Source organism: Haladaptatus cibarius D43, from assembly GCF_000710615.1.
GTDB lineage: Archaea > Halobacteriota > Halobacteria > Halobacteriales > Haladaptataceae > Haladaptatus > Haladaptatus cibarius.
In genome coordinates this window covers 668,795-692,260 of record NZ_JDTH01000002.1, presented here as the reverse complement: position 1 = coordinate 692,260, position 23,466 = coordinate 668,795, and the positions used below count along the sequence as shown (strand labels likewise).

The window sequence follows — 23,466 nt, the reverse complement described above, 5'->3', positions numbered from 1 at the left end:
CCAAAATCATAGAAGTAACAGCTAACAGCGCATCAACGGAACACCGGGAAGAAAATATGTCTTATATCAGTGAGATTTAAGGACTATTCACCTCTATCCAGATGTCCTGTACCAAAGTAACAGTCACTATCTCTAAACACCTGATATGCGGCAATCCCATTAGTTTTTGCGTGAACTACAAACCCTCCATTATTAGGTGTTGTACAGGTGTTTTTGGAAGTTGGGACTGAACCACTATTCGTCATCGCTACTACCGATACATCTCCATTTTCATTTGAGCTTTCAGACCATATTGGACCCCCAGAGTCACCCTTTGCTGCTTCAGTACTGGTTTCGATATAGTTGTCAATGTCCACACACGGATATTTGCTTGACGATAAGCCGCTGTTCTTTATTGAAGTTATTTCCCCTAGAGTATAACCGGTTGACCGGCCCTGCTTACCAACGTAGTGATTGGGATCCGCAAAGAGATATTCAAGCCCCGCTTCAGTGAAGTGTCCCCAAACTATAGGATTACTGATTGCATCTGAAACCCGAATCGCATTTGTCCAACTTTCATCGGCATTTAACTCAATAAGTGTCCAATCATTGGATGATGAATAGGATGAAACGTAACCAAAAACACGATTTCCTTGATATGCTGCATCAAGATCATTAGGTTCACATTGGAATGTATGATTTGCTGTTAGCAGGAACCGATTGTTATTCTTTTGCATGACGCTGCAAGAGGTCGCAAAAACCTTTTTTCCATTTTCTTTTTTAGCGTACATACCAGTACCACCACCGATGCTTTCATAGTGACCAGTATTATATGGGCACTCATCATATGCTAACAGCTCAGTAGGCTCTGACTGTTCTACCACAGCTGGGATACCACCGACACTATTTGGGACAACCTCACTTCCGTTCTCATTATAAACTGAATATCGTAGCTTTGGTTTCAAACGTCCTGAGATTAATCCGTCTGAACGATCTACTGTCAAACCGATTGAATCTATGTCCGGATGACTGAGTAGGTGGGATTTAGCTGTTCTAAGCGCTGAGTCTGTCTTTTTGTTGTACTCCCACCAATCTCGCGGGATTCTTTTGTAGTATTTAGTGCCATCACCACCAATTTCAGTTACGACGTCAACGGGTGAACCCGTAACTGAACCAACTTTATTGATTATTGAGCTACCGGCTACTCCTCCACCGACGAATGAGAGGTATTTGCGACGCCCTAAACTTGAATTTTCAGATTCTTTTTCCATGAATAAAATATCTCCGTAGACGATATAAATATATTTTACTTATTTTGACACAATGAAATCAATAGCTAAGAAGGGCCTATGACCTAAATAAATGAACCTATATTTTCCGGGAGTAAACTCTCCTATCATGGAAAGAGTTTCTGGCTTAGAAAATTGGCTTTCATCAATGATCATCTCTATATTGTCTATATTTCCAGGGGGAATGCCGACCATTGTAAGGAAAACTCCCTTTTCACTTGTTTCCACTACTTCCTTCCAATCGTTTTCTATTTTCTTTAATAGAGTATAGGGCTTCCCAGGGCTTACGATTACTTCCTCATCAGACACATTTTCAATCTCGAATTTAATCTGTTTCCCAATTTTAACAACTTCTTTATTAGAAGAAATCCGAAGACCATTTCCTTCCTTGTATAGAATCTCGTCGTCAGAGAGCGTATACTCATCGACAGGATTGGGAGAGTACAGTTCTGAAACCAACTTCATGACAGAATCGTAGATTCGTGACTATTAAGCTATTCCCGTTATAATACTGTCTATTTAAGGAACGATCAGATCGGAAAACTAGTGCCATATGCTACTCTCAAACCCACTTGAACATATTTCAGACACCGCTACGCTCGAATATCGGCAGCAAATTTTGAATAGTGTAAACCGGACTGGAAGTGGTCAAAACATTTATAGATTTATTGACTGTTTCTGATCGCGCAATCGAGGCTGTACCGCCACATTTTGTCTCGTATTCGCTCTTCGACTATCTCTCTCCATAGTCCTCCCACGTCGCAACGTAGCGGACGGTGGAACCTTTTTGATCCATCCGGAGAACACCGTTGTCGGTCATCGTCTTGAGCAGGTCGCGTGCCGACCGCTCCGACGACTGGGCCATCGTTGCGAGGTCACTCACCGTAATCTGGCCGCCGTCGCAGTGTGTCCGTTTCAGCGCCATTGTCCAGGGGAGGTCGCGGGCTGTGGCATCTTCCCCGTGGCTGGCGGCATCGAACGGGAAGGAAACGTTACCGAGTACCTCGCATGCATATCTCGTTGTGCTGAGTTTGGCGATGGTCTGGTACAACCAATACGTCGTCAAAGAGGTGCTCGATGGTGAGTGAGCGACTGTTGTAGCGCCCCCACCTTGGTTTCCGCTGTTCCGTTGTTCTGAGCGGGGTGCGGGAGTATTTTTTTGGAGGGTGCCCTTAGGCACACCCCGTAAGGGGGTTTGCCCGCTCGTCGGGAAACACCCGCTCGGCGACGCCGGTCGCTATGCGTTCGTCAGTGGATGTGAACTGGCGAAAAACAAATCAGCTTGTAGACTCGCACCACCGAATGAAAGTGAGTTTGTGGTAAAGTGCAACCAAAATAGTGTTGCCACTCAGCAGTCCGGCGCTACCGGATTCGCTGATCTTTGAAGCTCCCGATGCGAATCTCTTCGTATCCTGAGCCGGTGTTGTACTCAACCAGCGTGCCGTCGAGCGGCTTATCGAAGCCAGCTTTTGCCCAACAGACTTCGAGGTAATCGAGAACCTTCCCGATGAACTCGCCTGACCCACTTCTGTACCGTGAGAGAACGGCCTCGACTTTGATGTGCGCCGATTGGCTGATCTCGTGGTCGTTTTCGATAAGCTCCGCACCGTAGCGGTTGAGCCACGACTGGAATGCCGAGCCCTTCTCACGAAGTTGCTGAGGATCCATCCCCATTAGACGCGCGGCGCTGTCGGCGGCTGCCTCGACCGTATCCTCGACACGCTCACAGACGGCTTTGATGTCCTGACGCATCTTCTTCGAGCGCCAGCGAACAACGCCGTTGTCGCTTTCCAGCAGGGCATCGCAACGCTGGAGCGTCCGGTACAGCGTTGAAACCGATGTCTCCGCTTCTCCGACGACCTCTTCGTAATGCATCTGACCGCCGTCAGTCATCGCGCGAAGATGTTCCATGTCCGAGTCGGTCAGCTCTCGAAGTTGGCGAATGAGTAGCGCGTCCTGGCTCGCTTCGAGCTGTGGCGTCGGGTCGTCGAACAGTCGGAGCGTCGGCCCGTTGTGCGCGACTGCATCGAAGTGATCGTCGGGAACGAACGTCGTATGGTCTGGGTCGGTCGGAACGCCCGACCAGTACAGCAGGTTGATTATCGTCTCGTCGAGCTCACGACGGAGGTCGTCCAGGTCGCTCCACGGAACAGTCGAGCCGTTCAACGACTTCCGAAAGAGGACACCAAATTTCGGATGATACGTCGAATCCGTCTCGTCAACGCTGTTGGGATTTTTCAACAGATAGCTCTTGATTTGCTTACCGCGATTGCCGACCGGGAGTTCGCGCGCCGCGCTCCGTCGGAGCGGGAGCTTGTGCATCTTCCCGACGACGTCCTCGTTGTCAACGTCGAGGCTGTACTTGACTCCCTCCTGGTCAACGAGCAAGTGGTGGAGCTTCTGGAGAACGCCACCCGTTCCGATGACTTTCTGATTCATCGAACGACGAAGACGCGCGTAGCGTTCGTACTCGTCGCAGTTCGAGGTTTCGTGGATGTTCCGCGGCTGGATGTACTTCGGGTTGAATCCGTTTCCCGCCTCGTTCGCCAACCGTCGGATAGCTTGCGGGAGTAGCTGTGCGTACTCGTCGTGTTCGAGGTTGCTTCCTTGGATACGAACGTTCACGCCTTCGTCGGGCATCGAGCCGCGATCGAAGGGCGTGTTGATTCGGTCACCATCGGGCGTCTGCATCCCGGCGAAGCGCGGGCGAATGTGGTAGTCGGCTTTCCGTTCGCCGTCGCCCGAGAGGTGAACCTTCGGTTCGAGGAGTGTCTCGCTGTTGATCGGGTCGGACAACCGGGGCGCGATGCCGCCGGAGTTGTACGAGAAGCGGACTTCCCACATCTCGCCTTGCAGTTGGAACTCAAGTTCGTCGGCGTAGCCATCGTACTGGTCGATGAGCAACGAGGAAAGCGCCCAATACGGTGAGAGGCCGTGTTTGACGAAGTTGAGGTTGGCTTTGAACTCGTGGGGCGCGGGCGCGACGTGGGTCACGCCGTCTCACCACCTTCGAAATCATCGAGAGTAGCAGGCTGGTCGTTATCGGACTCTTGTTCCGGCGGCTCGTGCAGTTCGCTCCAGTGCGTCGGTGAGCTTCCACGCACTCGCGCCGCGAGCAGTCGGCGGTGACAGAACGTGTCGTCTTTTTCGAGACAGACGAGCCAGACATCTTGGCCGTCGTCGAGGCGGTCGCGGATACTCTCGATGCACTGCCGAGAGCCGGGTCTTTCGAGGAAGCCGAGGTATCGCTCCCGACAAGATACGGAGGCCCAGGCGGCGCGTGCTGGGTCTGGAACGCCGTCGGATTCGGCGGCTTTCTCGACCTTTTTGAACTGGTTGAGGAGTTGGCGAGGCGGTGCGAGCGCTGGGCAGTTTCGGTCAACGGTGCGCTCGAAGAAGTCGTATTTGTAGCGGATAACGCCAAGGACGAGGTCGTCCTCGTGCGGCTTGACGACAGAACCGATAGCCGACACGTAGGTCGTTCGAAGGCGACCTTCGAACTCGTCGGAACTCACGCCGAGTCACCTCCCTGACGTGGAATCGCCTGAAGTAACGGGAGGGAATTCAGGAGGTTACGAGTAACCTCCCTGAAACCGACAGACCTGTTGCTGTCGGATTTACCTATGGTAAGTAACGGCAGAACCTTCCGCAATAGTTTTATACGGAGTGGGGTCGGAGGGATTTGAACCCCCGATCGACTGATATCTCCGGTGCGCCTCGGAACTCCAGAGGGTCGTCAACGCGAGCGATGATCAGTCACTCGCTCGGTATATCAGCTGGAGTTTCGTCCCGGGCGCGTAGCCTCTGGAGTCAGTCGCCATCCCTGGCTTGGCCACGACCCCGCGGGTTTTGATAGGGTGAATCCACCTAAAGGGGTTTCGGTTTCTACTCCTCGCGCTCCCGCCAGTCGCAGTCTTGGCACTTGTATCCTGTGATGAACGCTGTCACACTCGGCATGTAGCCGACTTTCAATACGTCTCCGCCACAGTCCGGACAGGCGCGGTCTGCCTCCTCGATACTGTCGGCTTCCATCACCGACTCGCCTTCGACAATCTCGGCGAGTTTCTTCGGTGTAACCATCCGCCCCTGCACGACACGATTTTCGACCATGGATAAAACAGGAACGGGGAGACGGAAAAACGTTACAAGAACGCGTCCGGCGAGAAGTAGCGACGGAAATCCTACAGCCACGGACGGCGTTCGTCGCCGTCTTCTTCGCCGGGGTAGCCGTAGGCCGTTTCGACGGCATCGTCGTCGTCCTCGGCAGCATCGTCCGCGTCAGCGACCGCGACATCTTCGTTCTTGCCGCCGTCGGTCACCGCGGGATTGTCCGACGAATCCGATCCCTCGTTCGCCTGCTGCGATTGGTCGGGGACTTCCATGGTTGCATCCACCTGTTCGCCGGGGTCGAGCGCCAGCAGACTGGTGACCGCGAGGACGGCCAGCGGGGCGCGACCCGGCGCGAGGCCGAGTATCGACAGGGGCAGGACGCCCAGCGCGACTGCGCTCCCGAAGCGGAAGCGGTCGATGTCCACGACGTCGCGGAGCCACGGGCCGAGCAGGGCGACCGCGAGTGCGAAGCCGACACCGCTTCCGGCGGCCGCCGCGGCGTGCAGGACGCGCGTCGTGTCGATGGTCGTTATCAGTTCGAATCCAGCGGGTTGGAGGCTGGCGAGCATGCCGAAGCCGATGATGACACCGGGACTCGGCAGATATTCACCGACTCGTGCGCTGGCGGTTTTCGCGGCGATGGCCGCCATGACCACCGCGGCGAACCGCTTGAAAACGTCCATGTTCAGCGCGCTCTCGATGGTCGGCGCGAACGCGGCCTCGACGGACGCGAGCGCGATGATTCCGACGCCAACCGCAAGGACGGTCATCGCCTGTTCGCGCGGCGTGCCGTCCATTTCGGCGAGAATGACGGCGACGGTGGCGCTCCCACCGAAGACGAGGAGGCCGACTTGCACGATGCCGACTGGGTCGTCTATCGCTCCGGCGAGAACCATCGCTGGGAAGATGCCGTCGATGAGGGGAAGCCCCATGACGGTCGCCAGCAACTTCGTCGCACCGCCTACCTGTTGCTCTAAACGATAGGCGATTGGATGTTGTGAGCTACTCATTGACTAGCCACGATAACCCTGACCCGTGGGTGAAGGGTGTTGATACCTGCTATACGACCGGGAATGCGATTTCGGTCGAAGATTCCGTGCAGGTCGTTTCCCTACCAGTGTGAGTGTGGAGCACATTTTCGCAAAAATTGCAATCGGAGCAAAGGAGTCGCCACTCGTCCGACCAGCAATGCGCTCTACGGTGAGACTGGTAGAGTCCATACCTCCAATTATTGTGGTTTTCTGCTTAAGTGTTGCGTGACAGATGCCCCCATGGGGCGCAAAATGGACGTGAAAATAGCTGTCATGGCTACCGATTGTTGTTAGATTCGCTCATTCACCGACTGTTTTTCAACAAGATATAGGTTTGGGCCGGTGACGGTGAAGAATACTCACGGACATGTATAGAAATAGAAAAGCCAATCGTGAGTGGAGCACAATCACGCAACGTTTTTCAGTAACCGCTACGTTCGCATTACATGGCGAACGATTCTCACAACGGCGGTTCGTTTTCCGAGAAACTCCGTGTACCAGAGGCGCTTACTTTCGATGATGTCCTTCTACGCCCGAAAGAGAGCCGTGTCGAACCCGACGACGCGAATGTAAAATCCCGTGTCTCGAAGAACGTCGAACTCAACGTCCCCGTCCTCTCGGCGGCGATGGACACCGTCACCGAGAGCGAGATGGCAATCGAGATGGCCCGACAGGGCGGACTCGGCGTCCTCCACCGAAACATGGACGTAGAGGTGATGGTTGACGAAGTCGAACGCGTAAAGCGCGCCGACGAACTCATCATCCGCGACGTGGTGACGGCGAATCCCGGCCAAACCGTCCGCGAAGTGGACGCGATGATGGAACATCGTGGCGTCAGCGGCGCACCGGTCGTAGACGACGATGGGGAAGTGCTGGGAATCATCTCCGGGACGGACATTCGTCCGTACCTCGAAGTCGGGGATAGCGACGAAGTCAGAGAGGCGATGACCGACGAGGTCATCACCGCCGACGAATCGGTGACCGCGCGTGAAGCGCTCGAGCTGATGTACGAACACAAAATAGAGCGTGTGCCAATCGTGGACGACGAGGATTATCTCACCGGCCTCATCACGATGCAGGGCGTCCTCCAGCGCCGAGAGTACGGTGACGCAGTCCGCGACGAGGACGACCACCTCCGGGTCGGCGTCGCCGTCGGCCCGTTCGAAACCGACCGAGCAGTCGCCGCGGACGAAGCAGGTACGGACGTGTTGTTCATCGACTGCGCCCACGCGCACAACCTGAACGTCATCGACGGCGCACGGGAAATCAAAGAGTCCGTCGAGGCCGACGTGGTCGTCGGAAATATCGGGACGGAGGAAGCGGCGGAAGCGATGGTCGATTTCGCAGACGGCCTGAAGGTCGGTATCGGCCCCGGTAGCATCTGTACGACTCGCGTCGTCAGTGGTTCCGGAATGCCTCAGATTACGGCCATCTCGCAGGTCGCCGACGTGGCGGCGGAGCACGATGTCCCCGTTATCGCGGACGGTGGGATTCGCTACTCCGGCGACGCAATCAAGTCGATTGCGGCGGGTGCAGACGTAGTCATGCTCGGGTCGTACTTCGCTGGAACCGACGAGGCACCGGGTCGCGTCATCACCATCGAAGGCAAGAAATACAAACAGTACCGCGGGATGGGCAGCGTCGGCGCGATGAAAAGCGGCGACGGCGACCGCTATCTAAAAGACGACCCGGAAGACGACGAGGAGTACGTTCCGGAAGGCGTTGAGGCCGCGAAACCGTACAAGGGAACACTCGAAAGCGAACTCCACCAACTCGTCGGCGGGATGCAGTCCGGTATGGGCTACGTCGGTGCGGAAACGATTCCGGCGTTCAAGGAACGCTCCGAGTTCGTTCGCGTCTCCTCGGCGGGGCAGACCGAAGGTCACGCCCACGACGTGATGATCACCGACGAAGCGCCGAACTACAGTCCCGGCGAATAGGCAGTCCGAGCGACTGGGACGATTTTTCTTTTTTGCTGTGCATTCGAAAAATCTCGTTCTGGTGAGCGACAGAAACCGTCCTTCGAGAGGCTGTTGTGGCTTTCGGAATATAGCAGGTGGATTGAAAATAATACCGCACGAACCTCGTCCAGATGTATAGAGTTTCTAAGAAAAATATTCTGACTTATAATAGATTCGTATGTTAAGCCTAGGGTGTAACTAAATGAGTCGGACATGAATGAATGAAGTGGATAGCTCACTTCGTGAGAAATCATGACACGAAACGACGATAGAGCCGGGTTATTCGGCTCAAAAGTAAATAGACGCACATATATTAAATCTGGTATTGTTGGCCTCTCCTCGGCTGTCGGGATGCTCTCGGCGACACCGCTCGCATCTGCGCAGCGCTCCGATTACACGATTCGAACCGGAACCAGCGAGGAGACAACCGTGTACGTCCGCGAAGCTGACGCGGACGGCCCGACCGTGATGGTCGTCGGCGGCATGCACGGCGACGAGGCGAACGGCTACACAGCGGCACAGAAGATTGCCGACTGGCGCATCGACGCCGGGAAACTCGTCGTCCTGCCAGAAGCGAACGTGAAGGCGATTCGGAACGATTCCCGAGTGTACAACGGCGGTATCGACCTCAACCGACAGTTCCCGGCCGGGTCGGAACCGACGACCGCCCTCGCCCGCGAAATCTGGGACGTAGTCGTCTCCGAGAACATCGACTTCCTTTTCGACCTACACAGTTCCTACGGCATCTATAGCTCCGACGACGGCGGCGTCGGACAGGGTATCTTCTCGACGCGCGCGGCCAGTGCGACCGGCCACCGAAAGGAACTCGTCTCGTATCTGAACAAAAACTACATCGCTGACTCCACCTACGATTATTCGGGCTACTCCAGCAGTGACGGGTCGAGTCCGATGCTCAAACACAAGGTCGGAGCCGACCTCGACACAGGCGCAATCATCTTCGAGACGACTCGCAAGAACGGTCGCCCGCTCTCCCAGCAGGTCAGGGAAACGACCGCCGCAGTACAGGGGTTCCTCCAGCGATTCGGCCTCATCACCGAGACGGTTTCGTACAGCCAAGACGTAATCGCGACCAACACGGCCGAAGATACGAACACGAAACAGTCCGGCCTGCGATTCGATATTTCGAACACGTTCGGACAAGACGCCCGCATCACCGACCTCGAAATCGACCCCCACAACTCCGCTATCGACCAACTCCGCGACCACTCCTATAGCGAAGGTCAGTGGATTAGCGAACTGTTCATCGACGCCGACGTACAAAACGGCGTGACGGACATCAACTACGGCGTTTCGCTCCCCTGCTCTATCGACCTCGGTTCCGACGGTCACAGTGATAGCGCGGATAAAGAGGCAGTTCTTTCGGCCGATTCCCTAGCAACTGTGTCGCTCTACCAGTTCAAGTCGAACGGCTCGCCCGTCGATATGGCTGGCGAACCGGTCACGTTCACGGTTCACTACGAACTCGCGGACGGGACGCCCGGCTTCGACTCCTTCACGGTCGGCGGCGATGCACTGGTCTACGAGGACGACGTGCAGGGAATCAACGCGCCAGTGGACAGCAACGGCAAACAGTCCGGCCTCAAATTCAGCGTCACGAACGACGCGGGGTCGAACATGACCATTCACGACGTGGCGATTACGCCGGAAAACTCCGCCATCGACCAACTCCGCGACCACTCCTACAGCGAAGGCCAGTGGATTAGCGAACTGTTCATCGACGCCGACGTGCAAAACGGCGTGACGGACATCAATAACGGCGTTTCGCTCCCCTGCTCTATCGACCTCGACTGGGACGGCCACAGCACCGATGCATCCAACGACGCGATTCTCTCGCCCGGTTCATCCGGCACCGTGTCGCTCTATCAGTTCAAATCGAACGGCTCGCCCGTCGATATGGTCGGCGAGAACGTCGAAATCACCATCGACTACACGCTCGGCGACGGCAGTAGTGGGAGTCGAACGTTCATGCTGTTGGTCTGAATTTTCCCACGACTACTGATTAGTCGTTTTAACGGAAGATTTCGGTTCTTACGCTTTGATTTTGTGATTGCTATCGGTGCTCTCAGACGGATATCCCAAAGCCTGTGCACCTCAGAGTGGGATTGGTAAACTCGCTGGAGTTAGATAACCTGAAACTATTGTAATTGTGGTACGTGATAACGTGCCTTGAATAGAGCATCTATCTCTTACAGCCCTGCTTGACAAGCGGAATCCCCGTTTATATCAACGCGTACAACGACCGATCATACGACACGATCACTTAATCAAATTGCCGATACGAAATACGCCATAGAGCGCCACGCCAATCAGAACAATCAGCACAAGTACGTCCACGAGTGGGGGCAGATTCGGGACAAATTCCGAACCCTTGACGAAGGCGAGGACGACGCCTACGTACAGGATAACCGCGAGCGGAACACCCAGGAAGTACTTAAGCGACCCACGAGACTGGATATCCTCATCCGGCGCGCCGAAATCTCGTGTCATAGTTTGTATGTTCCCTATGTTCGGTATGAATCTTCTGTCTAAAGAGGTGAGCATCAAACGGAACAAACGTCCAACTCATAATGAGAAAAGCAAAGTAGCCAACTGGCGGCCGCTGGCGGTAGTTCAGTAAATAATCACCGTGACAGGCACGATTTGAACACACGGTCGGACGTGCTCATTTCATTGCGCGCGGCCTCCCTGCGATTCAAATCGTGCCTGTCGGTTCACTCACTGATTCGCTCCGCTCATCAATTCGTTGTACGGGCCGGGCGCGATTTGAACACGCGACCGTCTGATTAAGAGTCAGACGCTCTGCCTAACTGAGCTACCGGCCCAACGCATTCTGAAAATGCGTGGTGTGACGTAAATACGTTTCCTTTCAAAACGCAATCGTACCTTCTGCGAGCGATTTCGCGCCAAAAAAGGCGCGAAATCGCCGTGGAGCGTGCGATAAATATATTGTTCACAGGTGCGAGCTGTTTTGTCTAAGCAAATGGCTGACATCGCGGGGAAATTAGCTACCGTGGTCGATTTTTCGTGAGTGTGGCCAGTTGCATGTCTAAAATTATGCTATCTATTTTAACTTTCCTGTTAATGAATACAGCTTCCAAACTGTGAGGAAAACGTGGCGTCGGGCTGGTTTCGCGCCCGCTTCGGGAGGATTAAGTACCGCCCCGGAAAACGGGCCAATAGCAATGAGCGCCGGGATAACAATCTCTTCGATGTCTACATACGCTATTCTCGGGTGTGGGAGCGTCGGCTACGCCGTCGCCGAGGAACTCGTCGAACAGGGCAAAGAAGTCCTCATCGTAGACCGGGATACCGACCGCGTCGAGGCGCTCCGCGACCAAGATTTGAACGCACAGACGGGCGACATCGTGGACGACTCCGTCGCGGAGGTCGTCAACGACCGCGACGTCGTCCTGATCCTCTCGTCGGACGTGACCGCGAACAAGGAAGCCGTCTCGAACCTACAGGACAACGGCGACGAGCGATTCATCGTCGTTCGGGCGAGCGACCCCGTTTCCGCGGACGAACTCACCGAATTGGGCGCGGACGTAGTCATCAACCCGTCGACCGTTATCGCCAATTCTGCGCTTCGGTCGCTCGAATCCGGCGAGTTGGAGTACAAAGCGCGCCAGTTGTCCGCGGTTATCGAGGATTCGTCGGACAAACTCGCAATCCTCACGCACGACAACCCCGACCCGGATTCCATCGCCAGCGCCGCCGCACTACAGACGATTGCGGAAAGTCTCGACGTCGAAGCCGACATCCTCTACCTCGGGGAAATCGGCCATCAGGAGAATCGCGCGTTCGTCAACCTGCTCGGTATCGAACTGCTCCAGCGCGACGACGTGGACATCAGCGAGTACGACACATTCGCGCTCGTTGACCACATGCGAGCGACCGAACCCGAACTCGATCACCCGGTCGATATTCTCATCGACCACTACGAACCGGACGGCGAGTACGAGGCGGAGTTCTCGGACGTTCGCCCGAACGTCAGTTCGACTTCGACCATCATGACGAAATACGTACAGGAGTTCGACATCAGCCTCAGCGAAGAGGTTGCGACCGCACTCCTGTACGGGATTCGTGCTGAAACCCTCGATTTCAAGCGTGACACGACGCCCGCCGACCTCACGGCGGCGGCCTATCTGTATCCCTTCGCAAACCACGACACGTTAGAACAGGTCGAATCGCCGTCGATGTCGCCCGAAACGCTCGACGTGCTGGCCGAGGCGATTAACAGCCGAGACGTACAGGGGAGCCACCTCGTCAGCAGCGCGGGATTCATCCGCGACAGAGACGCGCTAACCCAAGCCGCCCAACACCTGCTCAATTTAGAAGGCATCACGACGACTGCGGTGTTCGGCATCGCCGACGACACTATCTACCTCGCGGCCCGGTCGAAGGACATCCGACTGAACATCGGCAACGTGCTTCAGGACGCCTTCGAAGATATTGGTGAAGCGGCAGGTCACTCCACGCAGGCGAGCGCGGAAATTCCGCTCGGCATCTTCACCGGCATCGAATCCAACGAGAACAATCGGGACACGCTGCTGGCGCTCACCGAGGAAGCAGTGAAAAAGAAACTGTTCGACGCGATGGGCGTCGATGGCGAGACGAACGGGAACTAAACGACCGCTTCTTCTTCTTCTTCCTCGTCGGAGCCTTTCATCCGTTCGACGACATCGTTTACGAGGATTACGTCACCAACCGCGCGAACCCAGCGATAGGGTACGATGACGCCGCGACCGGGTTCGATTCGAGTGCCGAACAGTTCGTCGTTGATTCCACCCAGTGCAAGACCGGTGACGGCGGTGTCGTCCAAATTGAGGCGAACGTCGTCCACTTCGCCGACGAACACGCCGTTGTTGGAGTACACCTCCCGTCCGACAAGGGTCGTGATTTCCTCAGGGGTTCCGTCCATATGCACGAAGAATGTATGGGCGGGTCTTAACTCTTGGTAGACGTTTCACGACGAATCGATTCACCACGAACCGATTACAGTTCGTCCAGCACGGAGCCGAAGACTTCCAACCCCTCTTTGACCGTCCCTCCATCGTGGCCGAGACTCAGGCGGAACCGCTCTTTGTCGTCGAAAAATCGGCCCGGAACGACCAAGATTCCTTCTTCCCACGCGGCCTCGGAGACTTCGTCTCCGTCGGCCGACTCGTGCTCGAAAAAGCCGTAGGTACACCCGGCGGTGGCGGTTCCGGTGAGGTCGTCGCGTCCTGCGACGAACTCCGCCAGCAGTTCTTGGTTTTCGAGGATTCGCTCCCGGGACTCCGCTGCGAGTTGGGCGTCGCTGTAGAGTGCCCGCCGGGCCAGTGCCGCGGCGGGGCCGGAAACCGCGGGAACGTGATACATAATCGACTGAGCGCGAGAGACGAACTCGGCATCCGCGACCAGCCAGCCGATACGAACCGAGCCGAATCCGTGGAACTTCGTCAGCGAGTTCGTAACCACCGTGTTCGGAAGTCCTGCTCCGGTCGGGCCACCGAAAACCGAGGGGTCGGCGTTCTCACAGAAGGGGGCGTACACCTCGTCTACGATGAGATACGCGTCGTTTTCGACGGCGGCACTGCTCGCATCCGCGATGGTTTCTCGCTCGGCGCGATTCCCACTCGGATTGTGTCGATTCGTGACGACGATACAGCGAGTGTCGTCGGTCGTCGCCCCGGACACTCGACTTGGGTCGAGCGCGTAGTCGTCCTCTTCACGTCTGTAAAACCGGTCTACTGTCGCGCCCAATCCTTCCGACGTGGCGACAAGCGGTTCGTAGCCCGGTTTTTCGACCAGCACGCGCGGGTCGTGGTGGGCGGTTTCGTCACCGTCCGAGTTCGGATTTTCGTCTGTATCGTTGATTGCGGCGGCCACCACGAGGAAGTTCGCGTGCGTCGCTCCCGCCGTGACGAGAACGTTCTCCGGTTCTACGTCGTAGCCGTCGGCGATGATGGCTTCCAAATCGGTGTCCTCCGGCGGTGCCGGAAGGTCGGCCAGTTCGGGCGGCACAACACCGTCCGGGTCGGGAAGCGGTCTACGAAGGTCGCTCGACCCGAGGTCGTGGCTCGCCGACTCGGGTCGCCCGGAAATCCAATCGAGGTAGTCGATTTCGGGGAACACGCGGACTGTTACGGGAACGAGCGTAATAACGTTCGGGAAGCATGCAATTCGAACACGCCAGTTCGTTTGTCGATGTGTGGATTTCTAACCGACGGTAAGAACACATCGGCGTGCGTTCGGCGCGTTTAATGGGACGACGAACAGCAGTGAGGGCGTTGGTAATCGGTGGTTACTCAATGGAACGACATCAATAAGAGATCAGCTCGAACTGATATGCCGTGCCATCATCCGCCGGATTAACCCGTTAGAATCGGTAATTCACTCTTTCGATAGAATCTGTTTCGATAAGGGGTGATTTCTCTGACGACACGAGACGATATTCTAATTTATTTCCCATCTAGATTATTTAGAAAAATGTATGATCAACCCCTTCCAGGTAACGAATGCGATGACCGAAACTAACGACACGCTACTGGCATACATCGCAGAGAACCCACGAATGACCGGCGTCCTTTTCACCATCTGCCTCCTGCTTACCCAGACGGGCAATGCAGCTGCTGCGGCTGGTGGAACGATTCGGTAACCCCCGGTTTATAGCGCATTCAAATCTATTTCTGTTGACCATTTGAGGTCGCCATCAATGATGAGAGGGATCTGTTCTAGACGAAGAAATTGGATTAAGGTGTCTTTATCTACGACGAATTTTTCCAACTCCCCTCCACTCAAGAAATACGATCCGATGTCATTGATAAACGGGGTAAAGAGCGCACCCATCCCAGACTCCACCGTTGGATACGTTGTTATTCGTAGTTCGTACATCCCATCGTCATCGGTGTCGAGATGACAGAGGAATGGGGTTCCGCTTTCGCTCTGAGCGATTTCGGTACTGCCATCTCCGACGACGATGTACTGGTTTCCGACTATTTGTTGGTTCCGAGCGACGGAGAGGGCAGAGCGAAGGGAAAATCCACGATTTAAAAGTTGAGCAATAGTCCGCCCAAGCCTGATGGCACTTTTGTTCGCGATTTCGCTGTATGTGACGATTCCGCCGATACTTCCGGAGTTGATGAGTTCGATTCCTTGTTCATACGACCGACAGCCGTTCAGTAAGAACGTATCGATTGCGACGGTATCGACCGACCTCACGTCAAGTCCACCGTCACGACAGATGAAACTCTTATCTTTAATATGACCAATATAGTGAACGAAATCCGTCGGTGAGGTAAACACCGATTCCAACTCACTGACGGAGAGATTTCGATGAACGTCGATGTCGAATTCGAGTTCGTCCCGCTTTCCGTAGAGGTTCTCTCCGGCATCGTACTCCGGACTCATCTCCGGTTCATTACAGATAACTGTTATATCAATTCCGTCGGTCGAGGATGCCCGCTCGAACTTATTTTCAAATGACTTTTTTATGATTTTGTTCGCACTAATTGGCATTCCGTTGCCGAGCCACGCTCGTTCTAAAGCGTTCGTTCGATTGGGTGTAACGTACGGTTGCCCTTCGTGCCGTCGTTTGTTATTCGGATGTGTTCCGACTCCCCGGAAAAAGCTGTTGACGGGTTTCGGCGTTCTCGGTGCCCGCCTACGGCGGTGTTCTGTATCTGTCGTAGAAATAATGGAAAGATTATTTACGAGATACGGGACTACCTCAATGTTTGCTACGTCTTCGGTAACAGTCGTAGACAACAACCATTTCGGGACTTGGTCTCGTATAACATCGAACGAAACGTCAAGATAGGCCTCTATCTGCTCCGAGAGCGTTCGCTCGTACAGTTCATCGAACGCCAAATCGACGCGTGGTTCGATCGTCTGTCGCTCGTGGAGTGGAATTTGATAAAATCCTTCGGTTCGTGTCACACAGTCGAAAAATAACACCTGTTTGAGTATCCGTTCGACTTCACCGTCGAATCCTCTCCGTGGGTGGTCGAGGGGATGAACGAATCCCATATCCGTAACGAGTTTCGGCTCATCACCCGGAACGACGTTGGCACCCAGATAATAAGCGAGGGTACTTATCGGATAAATCATGGAGAGTTCCGGTGGGACCTCGATTGTAACTCCCGTTTCCGGTGCCGAAATTTCATCAGGGATATCAAGCTGGCTCCCGAGTTCGATTTCGGGCGGATGTCCTCTGAGCGAAGGCAAAGAGCGCTCGCAACTTGACGTTTTTAGCGCCGAACCGAGGGTAGAAAGAGCAGACATTACATCCCGAGGGTTGGTGGTCGTTGTTACCGTCGTTCCGGGCAGTTCGTGATACGACTGCGCCCCGATTCGAACGCGTATTTCCGTACCGAAATCAAATTCCATCCTGTCCGAAGACGAGGCGATCGTTACTTCGCCAGAAACGCGCAAGTATATCCGAATTGGCGCGTTCAATTCTATCAGATACTCCCCCTCCGGAAGCTGTTCGTATGAAAAATCTTCAGCTTTTGTTACAACGTCTCCATCGACGGTACGGATGTGAGCGATAACGATATGTGGCAAAACAAGCTTGTTCGTTACGATTTCTGCTGCACTGTCAACAGGGAAGCAAAACTGATCGGTTTCCGTTGCGACTGGATGAACGGAATCCGATGTCCGAATAGGGAACTGCCGCCGCTGAATGGGGTCGATAATCGTTATCCCGGGAGGGTCTGTGTTTGGGCGAAATACCGGTTTCATGTGGCTCGTTGTATCGCTTGCGCAGTTACTCTAGTAGTGGAAATAAATGTCAGTTTCTAGCATTATATTGGGAACCATGTCGTCGTGTAATCGGTATCGTGTAAATGCCATCGTTGCTCCGGCCCTTGTTCGCCGATTTTTAGTTCGACAGTTACGTCGAACAGCGATTTGACGGCTTGGACGGGAGATGATTCGTATGCACCCGGGAAAATATACTGCCCCAACCCGGAAACTTCCTCTATAGTTTCCGCAATCGTTCGCAAGAAACTGTTGACGGTCTGCGTGTCTTCCTCACTGCAAAGCAACTGGAGCGAGTCAAAGCAAAACCGTAGCTCCCCCGGGTCGAATCCCATCTGCTGGCGCTGTCGCTCGAATATTTCCTCTCTGATTGTTGTTTCGAGATCGTCAATGCTCCCCACTACCGGCGTGACGCGGAGCTGATTCGAGTGTTCGTTCGTTTGCGCTTGTGTGGTAGACCTCACTGCCGCTTCGTACGAGAGTGCGTGCGCGTGGTCGGGGTTCGCGTTCGCTCGTGTGAGCAGTGTGCGAGCGACATCCGCATCCCGACCGTAGAGGGCGAAAAGATGCGTTCTGTCGTAGGTTACGTCGCCTAAGAACTGTGCGCTTAGTTGCTCGAACACGTCTGCTGGAACGTCACCGGTAAGTAGCAGGTTCCCACCGGTTCGTTTCAGCCGACCGAGTTCCGATTCGATTTCGATAGTCCCGTCGCTGTTGGCGGTAACATAGTGACCGGCGAGGTTGAACGTGACCGCTCCACTCGTTCGAGGTGTCCCATCCTGAAGCGGCTGAAACAAGTCCTCCAGTGCATCCGGGTCGATGCACTGATACAGGGATTCGGGTACGTCGGAAGAATCAACGCCCGTTTCCTCTATCATCTGTTGAATGATGAACGCACTCAGCGCTTCTTCGTTCGCCCAATCGTAGTGAAACGTTATCGGCACCTCCACACCGCACATGAACGGTGAGGTTGCACTATTGTCTGGGACACTCATACCTCTATACCGTTAGTAGCTCAAGAGTCAAAAGTCCATATGCTGTCCATCTATGTTATCAAACGTCAATGCTAGATATCTTCTATCTTTATTTTATTAAAAGTTATTTATTATCAGTTAATGGATTTACTTTTTTCAAATTTGATTATATATGGGTTCACTCACTAAATGTCTAAGCATGTGATTCATATTCCACAGTGACGATACAATATAGCATGAGCAAATTACCGAAGGAGGGGGGGCCGGCGCTCATGGAACTACTGCGTTTTTTGGAAGTCGTTGACTCTGACGTTATTATTTCCACCTCTGATTCCGTGTATAAGCTACTTGGGGACGAACAACGGCGTCATCTCATTCTCTACCTTGCGGAACAGGAAACATCGACGCCCCTTTCTCGGGTCGCAATGGAAATAACGAGTCGCTGTGACGATACGCCACTGACGAACGTCACGCCGTCGAAACAAGAGCAAACACGTCTTCGTCTCGAACAGGAACATCTTCCACGACTGGCAGACTTTGGCGTTCTTACGTGGGAATACGGGGACGAGATGGTGGAACCCCTCTCGACGCTACCGTTCTCAGACGAGGAGTAGCGGGACGCGGACGAACGGAGGATATAGCTGTTTTCGCGCACCATGTGGTGTTCTTTTACCGTTTTCCGACGAAACCGGTTAGACCCTCCACGCCCAACTCCTGCCCAGTGCAGGACACTATCGACTGGCTTCGCGGGCGAGTCTACTACGAGGGGCAGATCGCTCGCCACGAGACGATTGCCGGAACCGACGGGGAGTTTCGGGACATCTCCCTCGAATCGCGTCTCGAATCGGCCCTCGCAGACCGCGGCATCGACCGACTGTATCGCCACCAAGCGGATGGCGTCGAAGCAGTCCGAGACGGAGACAACCTCGTTATCGCCACGCAAACCGCTAGCGGAAAGAGCCTCGCCTACACGATTCCGGCGTTCGAGCGAGCGATGGATCACGGCGGCAGGACCCTCTACATCGGCCCGCAGAACGCGCTCATCAACGACCAAGAGGACACTCTGTCCGAACTCGCCCGCGATTTGGGATTCGGCAGTCGCGTCTCGGTAGACCAGTACACCGGCCGACTCGACAAAAAAGAAAAGCGAGCGGTGCGCGACCGCCATCCGACCATCGTTCTCACGACGCCAGATATGCTCCACTACGCCCTGCTTCCCTATGCCCACCGGCTTTGGGACTGGTTTTTCAAGGGCTTGGAAACGGTCGTCATCGACGAAGTTCACGAATATCGCGGCGTCTTCGGAAGCCACGTCGCACTCGTCCTCCGGCGACTCGCGCGAATCTGCGACCGATTCGATTCGTCGCCACAGTTCGTCTGCTGTTCCGCGACCATCGGCAATCCGGTCGAACACGCGAGCGCCGTGACCGGCCAATCGGAATCGTCGTTTCACCTCGTCGATGAAGATACGAGTCGAACCGGGCCGACCCATTGGGTGCTGTGGAACCCGCCGGAGTACGAAAACGAAAGCCACGGCAGTGGCAGGCGGAAGTCGAGTCACGCGGAATCCAAGCGACTGTTCGCCGACCTCGTCACCCGCGACTATCAGACGTTGGTGTTCACTCGTGCCAGACAGGCCGCGGAACGCTACGCGATGGAGAGCACCGACGAACTCCGCAGACGCGGCGAGCGCGACCTCGCCTCCAAAATTTCCGCGTATCAGGCGGCACTGCGAAACGACCGCAGACGGGAACTCGAATCGGGACTCCACTCCGGCGAGGTTCGCGGCGCGTGGAGCACGAACGCGCTGGAACTCGGCGTTGACATCGGTGGCCTCGACGCCGTTCTCCTCGACAGCTATCCCGGCACGCGAATGGCGGCGTTCCAGCAGGCCGGACGTGCAGGGCGCGGAACCGACGCTAGTCTCGTCACGCTCGTCGCGGGCGAAGACCAGTTAGACCAGTTTTTGATGCGGAACCCGGACGAATTTTTTGCGGGCGACCCGGAACGAGCGGTCGCCAATCCGGAAAACGAGGAACTGCTTCCGAATCACGTCACGTCTGCCGCGCGCGAAACGTGGCTGTCGCCGGACGACGAGACGTATTTCGGCGAGGGGTTTCCCGATCTCGTTGCAAATCTCGAATCGGAAGGCGAACTAAAACGCCGACAGACGAGCGACGGGATGCGCTGGGTGTACGACGGCGACGGCAGTCCACAGCACGAAATGAGCCTGCGAAGCATCGACGAGCGCGAAATCGACCTCCTCGACCGTTCCCGCAACGATGTGATTTCTTCGCTTCCCTTCAGCGATGCCCTGAACGACGTCCACCCCGGTGCGATTTACCACCACCAAGGCCAGTCCTACGAAGTCGTTGACCTCGACTTATCGAAGGACGTGGCGGAACTGTCGCCGACGTGGGCCGATTACCACACGAAAACGCTCCACGAGAAAGAAATCACGGTCGAAGACGATGTGGACGAAAAGACGCTTTCGACCCGCGAGGACTGCGCCGTCCGATTTGCGGACGTGACGATGCGAAAGCGAATCACAGGGTTCGAGCGTCGAGACGCGAAGCGCGGCGAGACGCTCGGGAAGGAGTCGCTTTCCCTGCCGGAACTCACACTTCGAACCAAAGCGCTCTACTTCACTATACCGGACGACGTGGAACAGGAAATCCGCGCCATGGACGGCGATTTCGGCGGCGCGATTCACGCCGCCGAACACGGAATGATTTCCCTGTTTCCGCTGGAGTTGCTCTGTGACCGTCGGGACATCGGCGGTCTTTCCACGCCGATTCACCCGCACACGGGGAAGAGCACAATCTTCATCTACGACGGCTATCCCGGCGGCGTCGGTCTGACCCGCGAGGGCTACGAGACGGTCGAATCGCTCATGTGGAACACGAAGGAGATGATTCGTGCTTGCGACTGCGAATCGGGATGCCCATCCTGCGTGCAGTCGCCGCACTGCGGAAACGCGAACGAACCACTCGACAAACGCCTTGCCGTCCATCTGCTCTCTTCGCTCACGGAATGAGTCGCAACCTTTTTAGGACGGCCTAAACCTAAATTAGGTTAGCCTAAACATGGACGACATCCTCCGGCAGACACGCAGGGAAATCGAGTCGTTGGCGGTCGAGAGCGGTCACGGTCGGTTTTCGGTGCTGTGCGCAGAAACCGGCGAGTGCCCGATGCCGATTACGGGAAAACAGTTCGAAGACCACGACGACGCTTCTCGCGCCGTCGAACTCGCGCGCGAGTATCGTGACGCGCTCCGAAAACACGACCGCGAAATCCCCCAGTACCGGTTCGTCGTCACCGAAGAACCCGCCCGCCCCCTCCAGATGGCGGGCGTTCGTGAACAAACGAGTGGAACGCGCGCCAACGGACTTCCGCAAACGCAGCGTTCCGTAACCGTCGCCAGCGATGGCAACGGCGAGTGGCTGACGATGAATAACGCGCCGCTCGTCCATCTCGCGCGGGACTGTGGCCCCATCGGCGACGATGCCGTCGGCCGACAACTCGATTCAAAACTCTAAAACATTTCACCGAATCTCTTCTCGTAGTTCCGGAATGAGGTCGAGTTGCCGGTTCGTATCACCCAGAACGAGCAGCGCGAAATATCGAAGGTAGGTCTGTATGGGGACGCGGACGACAGCAAGGACGAACAACAGGGAGAGGAACCCAAAGAGTGCAAGCAGGCCGAACAAAGCCCCGAGCGGGGTGAGCGACACAACTGTGTTGAATGCGGGATTTCCTAACAGAACGTACAGCCCGATTCCGAGGATGGCAAACGGAATCAGCACGAACAGACTCAGGATTCCGCCCACGATTCCGACGACGATGCCCGCCGCGATGCTAAGTGCGAATCGAAGCACGACGTACATGCCGTACTGTTTCCACTGACTCCGGAGCGTCGGCCAGAACGTCCGCCAGCCCGCGAGCACACCGTCGCCGCGCAACAGCATGACGGGAACGACGAAGTTCGTCGTCAAACCGTCGATGAGGGCGACGACGAGTCCGAGAACAAGCATCACCGGCACGAATACGAACAGGCTTCCGAGGGCAACATCCGCCGACCCGTCGAGGAGCGACGGAACGAAGATGAGTAGGAAACCGGCAATCGGGAGTAAAAGAAGAGTGAGGAGGACGACCCGAAAGCCGAACAGTCGTACTCCCTGTCCGAAATACCGGCGGATGTACGACCGGACGTGTACCTCGCGCGAGCGAAGCGACTCGACAAACGCAAACTCCATGAATGACCCGATGAAGGTGAGCACCAGCCAGATAGAAACCACCACCGCAACGACGGCGATTGCGACGGCGGTGAGCGTATCGTTCGAAAACGGAATGTTCGGGGGTGGGGTTCCCGTTCCGCCTCCCGTTCCACCCCCACCGCCGAACTGGAAGTTAGCACCCGGTGGTGACGTGCTCGTCCCGCCGAGGAAAAGAACGATGACGGCGAGTTTCAGCCACGTCCGCAGTTCGAACGGAAGGAGGAAGGCTTTGGTGGTTTCGATAGCGTCGTCCAGTGCTTCGACGGCGTACCACGGCATATCCGACGATTTGTCTGCCTGATATTTAAACTGTCGTGGAAAATTAGCTCTTGGAGGCGTCAGTCCCGCGCCGCGTCTTCGAGTCGGGCATCGATAAACTGACTCAAAATCGCCGCGAAACCGGTTTGTGAACTCCAAATCGCGCTTTCGTTCTCGTTTTCGCCGAAGACGCTGATGAGCATCGTATCGTCGTCCACGACCGCCACGCGTCCTGCGCGGTGTTCTTCCGGCCCACCGGGCATGTCGATAACCGGGAGGTCTTCGACCCGGTTGTGAACGGCAGGGTTGTCCGTGACGACGAGGATGCTGACTCCCGCGTCGGCGCGCTCCCGGAGGGCGTCCGCGATACCGCGAGTGAACAGCGAGGCGTCGTGAACCGCGAAGACGATTCTCGATTCGGCTTCCTCGACGAGTTGTTCGAGACGGCTGGAGACGGCGTCACGTCCATCGACTGACCACACGTCTTCGCGTTCTTCCTCGCCGTCCACGAACTCGTTTTGGGCGGTTTCGAGGTAGTCGAACGCCCGTTCTTGTGTTCGTTCGAATCGGTCGCGGAGATGCGATTTGGCCGCGTCCAAACTCACGGGACGATACTGAATCGGCTTCGACTGCTGAAGTTCGACCAGTCCGCGCTCTTGGAGCGTTTCCGCCGCGCCGTACACCTGCGACCGCGGAACGTCCGTCACGCTGTGGATGTCCCGCGCGGTTCCCGTACCCAGCTTTTGCAGGGCGACGAACACCTTGGCCTCGTAGTTCGACAGGCCGAGGTCGCTGAGCGCCGAGATGGCGTCGTCTTCGTCCAT

The 23,466-nt window shown here is 55.7% G+C and carries 21 protein-coding genes and 2 tRNA genes; 7 read left to right on the top strand and 16 right to left on the bottom strand.

Annotated features, from left to right (window positions below):
• Positions 1-83 precede the first annotated feature (83 nt).
• From HL45_RS20355 to HL45_RS08855, 8 genes are all read right to left on the bottom strand, one after another.
• The gene (locus HL45_RS20355) at positions 84-1,250 is read right to left on the bottom strand and encodes a chymotrypsin family serine protease (protein WP_144240042.1); all 1,167 of its coding nucleotides are present in this window, start codon (positions 1,248-1,250) and stop codon (positions 84-86) included.
• A 39-nt stretch (positions 1,251-1,289) separates the two neighbouring features.
• Positions 1,290-1,733: an immunoglobulin-like domain-containing protein gene (locus tag HL45_RS08880; RefSeq protein WP_049970757.1), complete on the bottom strand. Its 444-nt coding sequence runs from the start codon at positions 1,731-1,733 to the stop codon at positions 1,290-1,292.
• A 268-nt stretch (positions 1,734-2,001) separates the two neighbouring features.
• Positions 2,002-2,334, bottom strand: a complete 333-nt coding sequence (locus HL45_RS20350) for a hypothetical protein (RefSeq protein ID WP_144240041.1) — start codon at positions 2,332-2,334, stop codon at positions 2,002-2,004.
• Between the two features lie 296 nt (positions 2,335-2,630).
• Complete coding sequence (locus HL45_RS08870; RefSeq protein ID WP_049970755.1) at positions 2,631-4,262, bottom strand: DUF7845 domain-containing protein; 1,632 nt, start codon at positions 4,260-4,262, stop codon at positions 2,631-2,633.
• A complete protein-coding gene (locus HL45_RS08865) occupies positions 4,259-4,783 on the bottom strand; it encodes a DUF488 family protein, N3 subclade (protein WP_049970754.1) in 525 nt (174 codons plus the stop codon). Before HL45_RS08865 ends, HL45_RS08870 begins: the two co-directional genes overlap by 4 nt.
• 152 nt (positions 4,784-4,935) lie before the next feature.
• Positions 4,936-5,110 (bottom strand) — tRNA-Trp (locus tag HL45_RS20810).
• Between the two features lie 43 nt (positions 5,111-5,153).
• On the bottom strand, positions 5,154-5,378 hold the full coding sequence (locus HL45_RS08860; protein ID WP_049970753.1) for a DUF5795 family protein: 225 nt from the start codon (positions 5,376-5,378) through the stop codon (positions 5,154-5,156).
• Positions 5,379-5,449: 71 nt separating this feature from the next.
• Complete coding sequence (locus HL45_RS08855; protein ID WP_049970752.1) at positions 5,450-6,388, bottom strand: DUF5794 domain-containing protein; 939 nt, start codon at positions 6,386-6,388, stop codon at positions 5,450-5,452.
• A 467-nt stretch (positions 6,389-6,855) separates the two neighbouring features.
• On the opposite strand from HL45_RS08855, the gene guaB reads away from it, so the two are divergent.
• Entirely contained in the window at positions 6,856-8,349 is a 1,494-nt protein-coding gene (gene guaB, locus HL45_RS08850; protein ID WP_049970751.1) for an IMP dehydrogenase, read from the top strand.
• Positions 8,350-8,721: 372 nt separating this feature from the next.
• The gene (locus tag HL45_RS08845) at positions 8,722-10,371 is read left to right on the top strand and encodes a M99 family carboxypeptidase catalytic domain-containing protein (protein ID WP_049970750.1); all 1,650 of its coding nucleotides are present in this window, start codon (positions 8,722-8,724) and stop codon (positions 10,369-10,371) included.
• A 276-nt stretch (positions 10,372-10,647) separates the two neighbouring features.
• Here the strand turns inward: HL45_RS08845 and HL45_RS08840 are convergent, their stop codons facing one another.
• On the bottom strand, positions 10,648-10,878 hold the full coding sequence (locus HL45_RS08840; RefSeq protein WP_144240040.1) for a hypothetical protein: 231 nt from the start codon (positions 10,876-10,878) through the stop codon (positions 10,648-10,650).
• Positions 10,879-11,139: 261 nt separating this feature from the next.
• Positions 11,140-11,213 (bottom strand) — tRNA-Lys (locus HL45_RS08835).
• 360 nt (positions 11,214-11,573) lie between these two features.
• On the opposite strand from HL45_RS08835, the gene HL45_RS08830 reads away from it, so the two are divergent.
• Positions 11,574-13,019: a DHH family phosphoesterase gene (locus HL45_RS08830; protein WP_049970748.1), complete on the top strand. Its 1,446-nt coding sequence runs from the start codon at positions 11,574-11,576 to the stop codon at positions 13,017-13,019.
• Here the strand turns inward: HL45_RS08830 and HL45_RS08825 are convergent.
• Positions 13,016-13,312: a PRC-barrel domain-containing protein gene (locus tag HL45_RS08825; RefSeq protein WP_049970747.1), complete on the bottom strand. Its 297-nt coding sequence runs from the start codon at positions 13,310-13,312 to the stop codon at positions 13,016-13,018. The two genes, HL45_RS08830 and HL45_RS08825, sit on opposite strands and share 4 nt — an antisense overlap.
• Before the next feature lie 74 nt (positions 13,313-13,386).
• Positions 13,387-14,508 carry a pyridoxal phosphate-dependent aminotransferase gene (locus tag HL45_RS08820; protein WP_049970746.1) on the bottom strand — a complete coding sequence of 374 codons (1,122 nt, stop codon included), beginning with the start codon at positions 14,506-14,508 and terminating at the stop codon, positions 13,387-13,389.
• 388 nt (positions 14,509-14,896) lie between these two features.
• On the opposite strand from HL45_RS08820, the gene HL45_RS20805 reads away from it, so the two are divergent.
• Positions 14,897-15,031, top strand: a complete 135-nt coding sequence (locus tag HL45_RS20805; RefSeq protein ID WP_449404101.1) for a DUF7503 family protein — start codon at positions 14,897-14,899, stop codon at positions 15,029-15,031.
• Positions 15,032-15,039: 8 nt separating this feature from the next.
• Here HL45_RS20805 and HL45_RS21600 read toward each other — a convergent pair whose 3' ends face one another.
• Complete coding sequence (locus HL45_RS21600) at positions 15,040-15,783, bottom strand: hypothetical protein (protein ID WP_233274729.1); 744 nt, start codon at positions 15,781-15,783, stop codon at positions 15,040-15,042.
• Between the two features lie 1,394 nt (positions 15,784-17,177).
• The gene (locus tag HL45_RS08810) at positions 17,178-18,128 is read right to left on the bottom strand and encodes a DUF7504 family protein (protein WP_049970744.1); all 951 of its coding nucleotides are present in this window, start codon (positions 18,126-18,128) and stop codon (positions 17,178-17,180) included.
• A gap of 251 nt (positions 18,129-18,379) precedes the next feature.
• Here HL45_RS08810 and HL45_RS08805 point away from each other — a divergent pair, with 251 nt between their 5' ends.
• From HL45_RS08805 to HL45_RS08795, 3 genes are all read left to right on the top strand, one after another.
• Entirely contained in the window at positions 18,380-18,721 is a 342-nt protein-coding gene (locus tag HL45_RS08805) for a DUF7344 domain-containing protein (RefSeq protein WP_049971970.1), read from the top strand.
• A 107-nt stretch (positions 18,722-18,828) separates the two neighbouring features.
• Positions 18,829-21,144, top strand: a complete 2,316-nt coding sequence (locus HL45_RS08800; RefSeq protein WP_049970743.1) for a DEAD/DEAH box helicase — start codon at positions 18,829-18,831, stop codon at positions 21,142-21,144.
• 49 nt (positions 21,145-21,193) lie between these two features.
• Positions 21,194-21,646 (top strand): DUF7552 domain-containing protein, encoded by a 453-nt coding sequence (locus HL45_RS08795; RefSeq protein WP_049970742.1) that lies wholly within the window; start codon positions 21,194-21,196, stop codon positions 21,644-21,646.
• A gap of 6 nt (positions 21,647-21,652) precedes the next feature.
• Here the strand turns inward: HL45_RS08795 and HL45_RS08790 are convergent, their stop codons facing one another.
• Together HL45_RS08790 and HL45_RS08785 are read right to left on the bottom strand one after the other, a co-directional pair.
• On the bottom strand, positions 21,653-22,663 hold the full coding sequence (locus tag HL45_RS08790) for a DUF7544 domain-containing protein (protein WP_049970741.1): 1,011 nt from the start codon (positions 22,661-22,663) through the stop codon (positions 21,653-21,655).
• Positions 22,664-22,722: 59 nt separating this feature from the next.
• The gene (locus tag HL45_RS08785; protein ID WP_049970740.1) at positions 22,723-23,466 is read right to left on the bottom strand and encodes a TrmB family transcriptional regulator; all 744 of its coding nucleotides are present in this window, start codon (positions 23,464-23,466) and stop codon (positions 22,723-22,725) included.

Coding starts and splice junctions, on each gene's coding strand:
- HL45_RS21600 (WP_233274729.1), bottom strand. CDS start 15,783: ATGAGTCCGGAGTACGATGCCGGAGAGAACCTCTACGGAAAGCGGGAC.
- HL45_RS08790 (WP_049970741.1), bottom strand. CDS start 22,663: ATGCCGTGGTACGCCGTCGAAGCACTGGACGACGCTATCGAAACCACC.
- HL45_RS08845 (WP_049970750.1), top strand. CDS start 8,722: ATGCTCTCGGCGACACCGCTCGCATCTGCGCAGCGCTCCGATTACACG.
- HL45_RS08785 (WP_049970740.1), bottom strand. CDS start 23,466: ATGGACGAAGACGACGCCATCTCGGCGCTCAGCGACCTCGGCCTGTCG.
- HL45_RS08855 (WP_049970752.1), bottom strand. CDS start 6,388: ATGAGTAGCTCACAACATCCAATCGCCTATCGTTTAGAGCAACAGGTA.
- HL45_RS08795 (WP_049970742.1), top strand. CDS start 21,194: ATGGACGACATCCTCCGGCAGACACGCAGGGAAATCGAGTCGTTGGCG.
- HL45_RS20355 (WP_144240042.1), bottom strand. CDS start 1,250: ATGGAAAAAGAATCTGAAAATTCAAGTTTAGGGCGTCGCAAATACCTC.
- HL45_RS20805 (WP_449404101.1), top strand. CDS start 14,897: ATGACCGAAACTAACGACACGCTACTGGCATACATCGCAGAGAACCCA.
- guaB (WP_049970751.1), top strand. CDS start 6,856: ATGGCGAACGATTCTCACAACGGCGGTTCGTTTTCCGAGAAACTCCGT.
- HL45_RS08840 (WP_144240040.1), bottom strand. CDS start 10,878: ATGACACGAGATTTCGGCGCGCCGGATGAGGATATCCAGTCTCGTGGG.
- HL45_RS08825 (WP_049970747.1), bottom strand. CDS start 13,312: ATGGACGGAACCCCTGAGGAAATCACGACCCTTGTCGGACGGGAGGTG.
- HL45_RS08860 (WP_049970753.1), bottom strand. CDS start 5,378: ATGGTCGAAAATCGTGTCGTGCAGGGGCGGATGGTTACACCGAAGAAA.
- HL45_RS08810 (WP_049970744.1), bottom strand. CDS start 18,128: ATGAGTGTCCCAGACAATAGTGCAACCTCACCGTTCATGTGCGGTGTG.
- HL45_RS08880 (WP_049970757.1), bottom strand. CDS start 1,733: ATGAAGTTGGTTTCAGAACTGTACTCTCCCAATCCTGTCGATGAGTAT.
- HL45_RS08805 (WP_049971970.1), top strand. CDS start 18,380: ATGGAACTACTGCGTTTTTTGGAAGTCGTTGACTCTGACGTTATTATT.
- HL45_RS08830 (WP_049970748.1), top strand. CDS start 11,574: ATGAGCGCCGGGATAACAATCTCTTCGATGTCTACATACGCTATTCTC.